Raw genomic sequence first — 12,298 nt, 5'->3', positions numbered from 1 at the left:
AGATTTAGCTCGTTATTTACCCGATGGCAATATTGAATATTTAGGACGCATTGACAATCAGGTAAAAATTCGCGGTTTTCGCATTGAGTTAGGAGAAATTGAAGCGGTTCTGAGTCAATGTCCCGATGTGCAAAATACGGCGGTGATTGTCCGTGAAGATACTCCTGGCGATAAACGTTTAGTTGCCTATGTGGTTCTTACTTCTGACTCCCAGATAACTACTAGCGAACTGCGTCAATTTTTGGCGAATCAATTACCCGCCTATCTCGTTCCCAATACCTTTGTTATTTTAGATGATTTGCCCCTAACCCCCAGTGGCAAATGCGATCGCCGTTCCTTACCTATACCCGATGATCAGACCAGAAAAAATATTCCTAAAATTGGCCCGCGTAATTTAGTGGAATTACAATTAGCTCAAATCTGGTCAGAGATTTTAGGCATTAATGATATTGGTATTCAGGAAAACTTCTTTGAATTAGGCGGTCATTCTTTATTAGCAGTCAGTCTGATCAATCGTATTGAACAAAAGTTAGATAAACGTTTACCATTAACCAGTCTTTTTCAAAATGGAACTATAGCAAGTCTAGCTCAATTACTAGCGCAAGAAACAACTCAGCCAGCCTCTTCACCGTTGATTGCTATCCAGTCTCAAGGTAATAAGACCCCATTTTTTGCTGTTCATCCCATTGGTGGTAATGTGCTGTGTTATGCCGATTTAGCTCGTAATTTAGGAACGAAACAGCCGTTTTATGGATTACAATCATTAGGGCTAAGTGAATTAGAAAAAACTGTAGCCTCTATTGAAGAAATGGCGATGATTTATATTGAAGCAATACAAACTATTCAAGCCTCTGGTCCCTATTATTTAGGAGGTTGGTCAATGGGAGGAGTAATTGCCTTTGAAATCGCCCAACAATTATTGACCCAAGGTCAAGAAGTTGCTTTACTGGCTTTAATAGATAGTTATTCTCCCAGTTTACTTAATTCAGTTAATAGGGAGAAAAATTATGCTAATTCCCTGACAGAAGAATTTAATGAAGATCTCAATATTGCCTATTCTTTCATCAGAGATTTAGCAAGTATATTTAATCAAGAAATCTCTTTCTCTGGGAGTGAACTTGCTCATTTTACATCAGACGAATTACTAGACAAGTTTATTACTTGGAGTCAAGAGACGAATCTTTTGCCGTCAGATTTTGGGAAGCAGCAGGTTAAAACCTGGTTTAAAGTTTTCCAGATTAATCACCAAGCTTTGAGCAGCTATTCTCCCAAGACGTATCTGGGTAGAAGTGTTTTCTTAGGAGCGGAAGACAGTTCTATTAAAAATCCTGGTTGGCATCAAGTAATCAATGACTTGCAATCTCAATGGATTAGCGGCGATCACTATGGTTTAATTAAAAATCCAGTCCTCGCTGAAAAACTCAATAGCTACCTAGCCTAAAACTTTCAAAAAGACCTGATTATTGTTTAAAATGAATGATCGTTCACCGGTCAGAGGACAAGTATGACAACCCAAACAGCTTCTAGTGCCAATGCCCTTGCTTCCTTTAACCAATTTTTAAGGGATGTAAAGGCGATCGCCCAACCCTATTGGTATCCCACTGTATCAAATAAAAGAAGCTTTTCTGATGTTATTCGTTCCTGGGGAATGCTATCACTGCTTATCTTTTTGATTGTGGGATTAGTCGCCGTCACGGCTTTTAACAGTTTTGTTAATCGTCGTTTAATTGATGTCATTATTCAAGAAAAAGATGCGTCTCAATTTGCCAGTACATTAACTGTCTATGCGATCGGATTAATCTGTGTAACGCTGCTGGCAGGGTTCACTAAAGATATTCGCAAAAAAATTGCCCTAGATTGGTATCAATGGTTAAACACCCAGATTGTAGAGAAATATTTTAGTAATCGTGCCTATTATAAAATTAACTTTCAATCTGACATTGATAACCCCGATCAACGTCTAGCCCAGGAAATTGAACCGATCGCCACAAACGCCATTAGTTTCTCGGCCACTTTTTTAGAAAAAAGTTTGGAAATGCTAACTTTTTTAGCGGTAGTTTGGTCAATTTCTCGACAGATTGCTATTCCGCTACTGTTTTACACGATTATCGGTAATTTTATTGCCGCCTATCTAAATCAAGAATTAAGCAAGATCAATCAGGCACAACTGCAATCAAAAGCAGATTATAACTATGCCTTAACCCATGTTCGGACTCATGCGGAATCTATTGCTTTTTTTCGGGGAGAAAAAGAGGAACAAAATATTATTCAGCGACGTTTTCAGGAAGTTATCAATGATACGAAAAATAAAATTAACTGGGAAAAAGGGAATGAAATTTTTAGTCGGGGCTATCGTTCCGTCATTCAGTTTTTTCCCTTTTTAGTCCTTGGCCCTTTGTATATTAAAGGAGAAATTGATTATGGACAAGTTGAGCAAGCTTCATTAGCTAGTTTTATGTTTGCATCGGCCCTGGGAGAATTAATTACAGAATTTGGTACTTCAGGACGTTTTTCTAGTTATGTAGAACGTTTAAATGAATTTTCTAATGCCTTAGAAACTGTGACTAAACAAGCCGATAATGCCAGCACAATTACAACCATAGAAGAAAATCATTTTGCCTTTGAACACGTCACCCTAGAAACCCCTGACTATGAAAAGGTGATTGTTGAGGATTTATCTCTTACTGTTCAAAAAGGTGAAGGATTATTGATTGTCGGGCCCAGTGGTCGAGGTAAAAGTTCTTTATTAAGGGCGATCGCCGGTTTATGGAATGCTGGCACTGGGCGTTTAGTGCGTCCTCCCCTAGAAGAAATTCTCTTTTTGCCCCAACGTCCCTACATTATTTTGGGAACCTTACGCGAACAATTGCTATATCCTCTAACCAATCGTGAGATGAGCAATACCGAACTTCAAGCAGTATTACAACAAGTCAATTTGCAAAATGTGCTAAATCGGGTGGATGACTTTGACTCCGAAAAACCCTGGGAAAACATTCTCTCCCTCGGTGAACAACAACGCCTAGCCTTTGCTCGATTGTTAGTGAATTCTCCGAGTTTTACCATTTTAGATGAGGCGACCAGTGCCTTAGATTTAACAAATGAGGGGATTTTATACGAGCAATTACAAACTCGCAAGACAACCTTTATTAGTGTGGGTCATCGAGAAAGTTTGTTTAATTACCATCAATGGGTTTTAGAACTTTCTGCTGACTCTAGTTGGGAACTCTTAAGCGTTCAAGATTATCGCCTTAAAAAAGCGGGAGAAATGTTTACTAATGCTTCGAGTAACAATTCCATAACACCCGATATTACTATCGATAATGGATCAGAACCAGAAATAGTCTATTCTCTTGAAGGATTTTCCCATCAGGAAATGAAACTATTAACAGACCTATCACTCTCTAGCATTCGGAGTAAAGCCAGTCGAGGGAAGGTGATTACAGCCAAGGATGGTTTTACCTACCTTTATGACAAAAATCCTCAGATATTAAAGTGGCTCAGAACTTAACTTTAAATGACTCTAACAAAGGGGCGATCGCGCCTCTTTGAACGAAATTTGGTTTTTCTGTGTTAATCCAATCTACAAAATGGCGATCGTGTTTGAGACGGAGACATTTTGATAGCGCGGGGGCGGCTCTAATCGGTCTGGATGGTGGTATAGGGAGACAAGGCGATCAGGTTCATTTCCTGTGGTAAGGATTGCTACTCCGTTTGGATTTCAACGCCGTTATTGACCAAAATTTTGGCATTTTCAAACTGTAAAAGGTGTAGTCGGACTAGCCAGGAAACTGTAATACCATTTTTCTAAAGTAATGGCAGAGATGGTTAATTTCCCTCAACCCTTGCCCCCCACCCCCCCGACATCGGGGGGCAAGAAAGGAGTAGAATGTCTGCCACGAATAAAGAAAAATGGTATAAGGCCGAGACTAACATTGTTGGTGGAGGCAGGATTTAGCCCAAGAATCTTCTTGCTTTAGCCAGGAGAGCGCCAACAGAAAAGTATTAATCAAGATTGGCAGTAATTTTTCCTTTGACAGCCGAAATTGCGACCGTTCTGGGGGAAGCCAAATAGTTTTTAGCGGTAGGGTCGCCACTGCGTCCTTTAAAATTACGATTGGTGGCATAGATTCCCGTTTCTTCCTTGTCTAATACTCCCTTTCCTGAATTAATACAAGCTCCACAACCAGATTTTAGTATTTGCGCTCCAGATTCCTCAAAAATGGCAAGATAGCCCAATTCTTCAGCTTTTTGACGTACTTCCATCGAAGCTGGCACCACGAATAAATCTACCCCCTGGGCAACCTGACGATCTTTTAAGACCGCCGCCGCTTGAGCGAGATCGTAGAGTTTTCCGCCGGTACAAGAGCCGATGAAAGCTTTGGTGATAGGAACATCTTCTAATTGAGTAATGTTAACTACCTGATCTGGTTTAGGGGGACGGGCAACCTGGGGTTCCAAATGGCTCAGATCGAATTGATAAATAGCCTCATACTCGGCATCGGGGTCAGCGATGCCAAAGGCACGCTTCGCGCACACGTCTTCAAACCCGATTGGTGTGCGACTGGTAACATAATCGTTTGTCACTTCATCCGCCGCAATTAACCCACACATGGCACCACATTCAATGGCCATATTAGCCAAGGTCAGGCGTTCATCTAAGGGCAATTGTTCAATGATAGAGCCGCGAAATTCCATGACTTTGCTGGTGGCTCCCCCACAGCCCAATTTGCCCAGAATAAATAAGATAATATCCTTGGCACTAATCTGAGGAGGAAGGGTTCCCGATAACTCAAACACCAAAGTGGGTGGGACTCGTATCCACATATCCCCCATTGCAAAAATATTGGCCATATCTGTGGTTCCCACCCCTGTGGAAAAGGCTCCTAAGGCTCCATAGGTACAGGTATGGGAGTCCGTTCCTGCAATGATCATTCCGGGGCGAATAAATCCCTGTTCTGGGAGCAACACATGACAGATACCAGCCGCTTCCCCTGGAGACACGACATCAAACAGATGACAGCCTTGAGCTTGGGCAAATTTGACCATCTGCTCATACATAACCGGGGCTTTGTTATCAAGGCGAATGTCATTAATTTGGATAAAGTGATCAGCGACTAATACCACCCGTTGCGGATCCCATAATTGGGCGGTTTTTCCATAATTGTCATAAAATACCTTCGCGACCGAACTAGCCACCGCGTCATGGGATAAAGCCAGATCAATCTTGGCAAACACCCCTTCCCCTGGTTTGACATAATCATTGCCCGAAGCTTTTGCTAACATCTTTTCTACCCTGGTCATGGGACGGGCAGGGGTGATACTGGGCGGAATTTTAACCTTGCCTTGACGACGCTTTTGATTAAAGGCCATTAAGCCGCCCTCGTTGGCGATCGCTTCTACCACAGGGTTGCGTTCCGTTTCCCCAATAATTTCCAAGGGTAGTCCAATATTAATACTATTACGATAGAAAATTTCGGCGAACGATCGCGCTTTAACCTTTTTAATTCCAGCCGCTTTGAGGGCAATGGGGGCAATTTCCCGACTTGAGCCACAGCCAAAATTATCCCCTGCTTCGATCTCATCATACTTGAGTAGTTCTCCCACGCCAATGATGTGTTCTAAAGCATATTGTTTTAAGTGGTCTGGATCATCGTTCGTCCCTCTTTTAGCGGGAATAATATCGTCAGTATTAATATCATTTCCCAGGTACAGGATTTTGTTAGCATCAGTCATGGATTAAACTCCTCATTCAGTAGGTTGTTCAAGGGAAATTTCTTCAAGGAATAGGTCAACGAGGGTAGCCGTATTGACCAAAGTTTCCTGGTTTTGAGGGAACAAATCGGCAGTGCGGTATCCTTTGCCTAAAAGTCGCTCCTGGGCATTAAGAATCCGTTGGGCGGCCTTGATTTCTCCCCATTGTTGTAGCATCAAAACACAACCCGCTAGAGTACCCAAAGGGTTGGCAATGCCCTTGCCAGCAATATCTGGGGCAGTTCCATGAATGGCTTCATACATCCCCAAACCCTGGTCATTGAGACTGGCTGATCCCAATAATCCAATGGAACCCACCAACGCTCCACCAATATCACTGAGAATGTCCCCAAACATATTCCCTGCCAAAATCACATCAAATTGTTGAGGATTGAGAACCAGTTGCATGGCTAAGTTATCAACGAGCATTGGGGACACCACCACATCAGAAAAATTGGTAGCTTCCTCTTGTACCAATCGAGTCCAAGGAATCTGAGGTAGGGCATTTTCTTTGTGGGCAACGGTCAGTAAACCTCGACGTTCCTGAGCTTTTTGGAGGGCTACCTTGGCAATACGACGAATTTCTCGATCGTAATAGCACATGGTGTGATAGCCGTAGGCCCCTTTTTCATCCGTACTCCGCCCCGCCGAGCCAAAATAGATGCCACTGACCAGTTCTCGAACGATTAAAATATCGAGATTTTGTACTTTCTCAGGTCTCAGACTGGATGTATGCAGTAAACCTGGGCAACTGCGAATGGGTCGCAGATTAATAAAAAAGTCGAAGTGCCTCCGTAGTTCTAGAAGTCCCCCTTGACTCACTGCCCCAAAAACAATGCCATCAGACCCTTCACACTGTTGGCTAGTTTCTGGGGGAAAAGTACTACCTAATTTTTCTAAGGCCATGCCACCGAGCAAGCCATAGTCTATAGTTAAGGCAAATCCCTCAAGTTGGGCAACTTGGCGCAGAATGGTTAAGGACGCTTCGACGACTTCAGGCCCAATACCTTCTCCTGGGATGGCAACGATACGATAGGATGATTTATTCAAAGATGCCATTTTTCCATAACTCCACCACCTCCTCGGCGGTAAAATATCGTTCTTGTTCTACAGCTAAGGTTTTGATCACAGAGCGCATTTTCTCATATTGTTCCTTGGGTTGGGGATGATTGAGTTCTTTTTCAAATAGATAACGGAAATTGCTGGCACCACTCCATTTTCCAAAGAGAATTTCAATCGTGTTGTGGGGCAAGACGGCATAACTTTTGGGATCTACTAACAACGAATTGACGTGAATGCCAGATTCATGGCGTTGTGCTTGTTGGGAGTAAGGAGCGGCGGGACGAATGCCTTTTTGTTGCATATAATCCAGAACTGGGGCGATCGCCTCATAGTTAATGCCTTCGACTTCAATGCCAAAGCGAATTTTTAAGCCGTTTAATACCTGCTCAAGGGCAACATTCCCAGAACGCTCACCAATACCGCCAAAGGTTCCCGAAACTAAGGTAGCTCCAGCCATCACTGATTGTAGGGTATTTTCTAGCGCTAAACCTAAATCATTGTGGTAGTGTACTCCTAGATTGACCCCTATGCTACTTTGCAGTAGATCATTAATCCAGATATAGCTCTTTTCGGGAGTCAGAACCCCAACGGTATCACAGAGGAAACAGAATTCAATGTAAGGGCTAAAGGAACGTAAGCACTCAACCAAAAAGTCAAAATCAGCCCGTGAAGCATCTTCAATAGCAAGGTTTACCCTGGCTCCTCCTTCATCAGTTGCATAGCGTAAATGGTCAACAATTTCATCAATAGCATTTTGACGGATTCGGTTAATAATGTGGGCAGGAATGGGATCATCAATAGTCTTCCCGTTAAACTCCTCCATCTGAGAGATTTCGCGATCGCGTAGAAAAAGTAAGCGATCAGAAAGCCCTTTAAAAAGTACGATCTGATCGACATCACAGTCTTTTGCTATATCAATCAAGTCCTTTTTGAACGGAGTGGCAGCAATAATGTCGGGCTTTAATCCTTCTGCTGCTAAGGTTTTTGCTAACTGTGCTTCCTGATCACAGACACAAGGCATAAATTCAATATGAGATACGCCTATTTCGGCAATTAAATGGGCAAGTTCATATTTCATTTCAGAGGAAAAGAATAGCCCTGCCTGTTGTTCCCCATCTCGTAGGGTCGTATCTGAAATTTTAATAGGAAGAGTTTGCATTTTTCCTCTAATTCATTAATTCATTAAAATTGCTGACTCATCTGGTTTTACAATGGTAAATAAAGCTAATACTGGATAAAAGCCTTTTGCGTTAAGGATTCCATGATTAGCACCAGTTTTTTTTGTATCCCCATGATACAATTTAAGCTAGTAAGCCAGAAGAGCCAAATTGCCACAAAGTCCCGCCGATAAATTGAATGACTTACAGTATTGATATTACTGCCAATGTGGAATGTTGACAATTGAGGTTGATAAGAATATACAGCACTTTGCTTAATTAAACCGTGCAGACAAAAAGCTAAAATCCTTACTCAGCAAGCTTTGTAAAAAAAACTGTACGTCGAGATACCGATAAGTGCTATATTTATCAGAGGCTCTTGTCACCCCGTCAAATACAGATTTTTTTAAGTGATCGCCTTGTAATTTAGCGATCTTCTATGTTATTGTTCAAGACTAGGGCTTCTAGCTACTAACTTCTCTAGGTATTTTTCCTATGTTCAATCAATGCACTCACCAATTATTTGAAATCCAAGTTGAACGCACACCCGAAGCGGTGGCTGTCCTGTCAGAACAAGGGCAATTGACCTATAAAGAATTAAATGCCAAAGCGAATCAACTAGCCCATTATCTGCGAACCCTGGGGGTTAAGTCCGAAACATTGGTGGGACTTTGTGTTGATCGTTCCCTAGAGATGATCATTGGCTTATTGGGTATTCTTAAGGCAGGGGGAGCCTATGTTCCGCTAGATCCGGCCTATCCCCAAGAAAGATTGACCTACATGGTGCAGGATGCTCAAATATCTGTATTGGTCACGCAAGCCCAATGGTCTAACTTAATTTCCGACTATGCAGGCCAGGTGGTTTGTTTAGATAGCCAATGGGCAAAAATTGCCAGTTATGGTCAAGAGAATCTGGTTAATACGGTAGATGCGGAGAACTTAGCCTATGTCATCTATACGTCAGGATCAACGGGCAAACCCAAGGGGGTAATGATTGAACACCAATCCTTGGTAAACTTCACTAAACTAGCGATCGCCCAATATCAGATGACGACAAGCGATCGCTTTCTTCAATTTGTCTCTATCAGTTTTGATGTGGCAGCACACGAAATCTATACCACTCTTTGTTCTGGTGCTACCTTAGTCTTAAGAACTGAAGAAATGATCAGTTCTATCCCCTCATTTGTTCAAAAATCTCAAGATTGGCAAATAACTGTTTGGGACTTACCCACCGCTTACTGGCATTTATTAATTAATGAATTAGTCAAGAGTAAAGTTGCATTACCAGACAGTTTGCGATTAATTATTATCGGCGGTGAAAGAGTTCAACCAGAATTGGTAAGAATGTGGTTTAAAAATGTAGGAAATTTTCCTGAATTAATTAATGCCTATGGCCCCACAGAAGGGACAATTGAGGTAAGCATTTGTCACCTATCGCAACTAACAGAAAGTCAACGCAACAGGACAGAAATTCCGATTGGAAAGAGTTTAGGAGAAAATATTTCAGTTTATGTTTTAGATGAAACCTTAAAAATCGTTCCTACTGAAACACCAGGAGAAATTTATATCGGAGGTGCTGCGGTTGCCAGGGGTTATTTGAATCGTCCCGAATTAACGGCTGAAAAATTTATTCAAGCTCCCTTTAGTTCCTCAGAAAGATTGTATAAAACAGGGGATTTAGGCAGATATTTAGCTGACGGTAATTTAGAGTATTTAGGAAGAATTGATCATCAAGTTAAAATCAACGGTTTTAGGGTTGAATTAGGAGAAATTGAAACCGTTTTACTGCAACATCATCAAGTCGCTCAAACGGTTGTTATTGATCGAGAAGATACTTTAGGAAATAAAAGATTAGTTGCTTATTTTGTTCCCCATTCAAAAGAGGAAAATTTAACAGAAACTCTGCAAAAATTTCTGAAGGATCAGCTTCCTGGCTATATGATTCCTGGGACTTTTGTTGTATTAAATGAGTTGCCCCTTAGTCCCAATGGAAAAATTGATCGTCAAGCTTTACCCATGCCAGATTATGACGGAAACGAGCGTCAAACTCCCTTTATTGCCCCTCGTAATCAACAAGAAGAAAAATTAGCAAAAATTTGGCATCAAGTATTTGGATTAGAAAAAATTGGAGTCAATGACAACTTCTTTCACTTGGGGGGAAATTCCCTAGTTGCCACACAAATTTTATCTCGAATACGGGATATTTTCCATGTTGAAGTGTCCTTTAAACAATTGTTGGAGAATCCCACCATTGGTGATTTAAGTCAAACAATTGTACAGCAACAGCAAGTTAAGAAAACAACTAGCTTTAAAACAATCAAGCCCATTGCGCGGGACGGTTATTTGCCAGTTTCTTTTGCTCAAGAAAGGGTTTATTTTATTGAACAATTAGCACCATCTGTCACCGCCTATCAATTTCAAGAAAGTTTCCGCATTAAAGGCTTTTTAGATGTATCTATTTTAGAAAAAAGTATCAGTGAAATTTTACGTCGTCATGAAATATTCCGCACCACATTTCCCTCTGTAGCGGGAAAACTGGTACAAGTCATTCATCCACCTGAACCTGTTAAATTATCAGTCATTGACTTACAAAATATTCCCAAAGATAAACAGGAAGAAGAAGTCGAAAAATTGACTGAACAGGCAGTCCATAAACCCTTTGATATTAGTCAATTACCGTTAATACATTGGACATTATTAAAATTAAATGAACAAGAATGGGTGTTAATTCATGTGGAACATCACATGGTTCATGATGGCTGGTCATTTAATTTATTTTTAAAGGAATTAGTCGCCCTTTATCAAGCCTTTTCCCAAGAAAAACCTTCTCCCTTAAGTGAACCTTCCTTGCAGTTTGTGGACTTTGCCCATTGGCAGCGAGAATGGACGAAAACAGAGGAAGCAACCGCACAACTCAACTATTGGCATCAAAAATTAGCGGGTATTCCTCCCCTATTGGAATTACCCTATGACCGTCCTCGGCCAACCGAGCAAACCTATGGGGGTGGAAAAGTACGGGTGGATCTTCCCTTAGATATTTGCCAACCCCTGAGAAGCCTGGGTCGTCAAGAGGGGGTAACGCTCTTCATGAGTATGTTTGCCGTCTTTGTCGCGCAAATTTATCGCTATACAGGCCAGGAAGATATCTGTGTGGGTTCTGGAGTAGCTAACCGACGGTTGCGAGAAACAGAGGGACTGATTGGCATGATTGTCAATAATATCGTACTTCGTACTGATGTTTCGGGAAATCCCACCTTTAAACAACTGTTAGAGCAAGTACGTCAAGTTACCCTGGAAGGCTATGCCAATGAAGACTTACCTTTTGATAAAGTTGTCGAAGTGTTAAAACCCGTTCGTCACTTAAGTTATAACCCCTTATTTCAGGTAATGTTCAGTTTCCATGATGCTCGATTGCCTGATTTGAATTTACCTGGGTTAACCATTAAACAGAACGAAGCCCTTACTAATAATTCGGCAAAATTTGATTTGGATATTGTGGTTATTCCTCGTTCTGAGCAGCGAGTTGGACGTAATTCGGCCACAGAGACAAAGAGCATTGAGACCGAAGGCATTACGATGGTTTGGGAATATAATACTGACCTTTTTGATGAATCTACTATCAACAGAATGGTCGAAGATTATCAAACCCTATTACAAGGAATTTTAGCGAATCCCAATCAAAAACTATCTCAATATTCTCTGTTAACAGAGCAACAGAAACATCAGTTATTAGTGGAATGGAATAACACTCAAGCTGAGTATCCGAAAGTTAACGGAATCCATCAACTTTTTGAAGAACAGGTCAAGAAAACACCAGAGGCGATCGCTGTTCTATTTGAGGATAAATACCTCAGCTATCAACAATTAAACGAACAGGCAAACCAACTTGCTCATTATCTCAAAACATTAGGAGTTAAACCTGACGACTTAGTCGGCATTTTTCTGGAACGTTCCTTAGAAATGTTCATTGGACTATTAGGAATACTCAAAGCAGGAGGAGCCTATTTACCCCTAGATCCCACCTATCCAGAAGATAGACTGGCTTATATGGTTAATGACGCTCAAGTTTCTATTGTGGTTACTTTAGAAAAATGGGCAAATCTAAAAACTCAACAGGCACTTCAATGGGTTTGTTTAGATAGTCAAAAAGACACTATTGCTCAAGAAAGTAGCCAGAATCCTGAACTTTTATGGCTCTTCGGGAATTGTTATGCAAATAATTAACTTAAAATAAAATTCGATGAGAGCAACTACGCTCAAAAGTAGCTGAAATTTATACAGGAAAGGACTTAAGGCACAAATAGGTTAATACCAAAAGATAGACAATC

Annotated in this window: 6 protein-coding genes and 1 pseudogene; 3 read left to right on the top strand and 4 right to left on the bottom strand. The window is 41.2% G+C overall.

The window, feature by feature from the left end; all coding sequences use genetic code 11:
* Both O9323_RS15875 and O9323_RS15870 read left to right on the top strand, forming a co-directional pair.
* The coding region (locus O9323_RS15875) for a thioesterase domain-containing protein (protein ID WP_288125405.1) at positions 1-1,441 on the top strand (1,441 nt) is incomplete at its 5' end.
* Between the two features lie 63 nt (positions 1,442-1,504).
* Positions 1,505-3,508, top strand: a complete 2,004-nt coding sequence (locus O9323_RS15870; protein WP_193977340.1) for an ABC transporter ATP-binding protein/permease — start codon at positions 1,505-1,507, stop codon at positions 3,506-3,508.
* Between the two features lie 494 nt (positions 3,509-4,002).
* On the opposite strand, the gene O9323_RS15865 is transcribed toward O9323_RS15870, so the two are convergent.
* The 4 genes and pseudogenes from O9323_RS15865 to O9323_RS15850 all read right to left on the bottom strand — a co-directional run bounded on the left by O9323_RS15865 (position 4,003) and on the right by O9323_RS15850 (position 7,972).
* The gene (locus tag O9323_RS15865; protein WP_256377757.1) at positions 4,003-5,301 is read right to left on the bottom strand and encodes a 3-isopropylmalate dehydratase large subunit; all 1,299 of its coding nucleotides are present in this window, start codon (positions 5,299-5,301) and stop codon (positions 4,003-4,005) included.
* A gap of 132 nt (positions 5,302-5,433) precedes the next feature.
* Positions 5,434-5,586: pseudogene (locus tag O9323_RS15860) on the bottom strand (3-isopropylmalate dehydratase); the annotation flags it as partial.
* Between the two features lie 159 nt (positions 5,587-5,745).
* Positions 5,746-6,810 carry an isocitrate/isopropylmalate dehydrogenase family protein gene (locus O9323_RS15855; RefSeq protein ID WP_002752283.1) on the bottom strand — a complete coding sequence of 355 codons (1,065 nt, stop codon included), beginning with the start codon at positions 6,808-6,810 and terminating at the stop codon, positions 5,746-5,748.
* Positions 6,794-7,972: a hydroxymethylglutaryl-CoA lyase-like TIM-barrel protein gene (locus O9323_RS15850; RefSeq protein ID WP_288125404.1), complete on the bottom strand. Its 1,179-nt coding sequence runs from the start codon at positions 7,970-7,972 to the stop codon at positions 6,794-6,796. The genes O9323_RS15855 and O9323_RS15850 overlap by 17 nt, the downstream gene beginning before the upstream one ends.
* Before the next feature lie 493 nt (positions 7,973-8,465).
* Here O9323_RS15850 and O9323_RS15845 point away from each other — a divergent pair, with 493 nt between their 5' ends.
* Positions 8,466-12,194 (top strand): non-ribosomal peptide synthetase, encoded by a 3,729-nt coding sequence (locus O9323_RS15845; RefSeq protein ID WP_288125403.1) that lies wholly within the window; start codon positions 8,466-8,468, stop codon positions 12,192-12,194.
* Positions 12,195-12,298: the final 104 nt, after the last annotated feature.

Origin of the sequence: Microcystis sp. LE19-131.1A, from assembly GCF_027532015.1 — a bacterium.
GTDB lineage: Bacteria > Cyanobacteriota > Cyanobacteriia > Cyanobacteriales > Microcystaceae > Microcystis > Microcystis ichthyoblabe_A.
The sequence above is the reverse complement of the archived record's forward strand: the minus strand, read 5'-3'. Positions and strand labels throughout refer to the sequence as shown.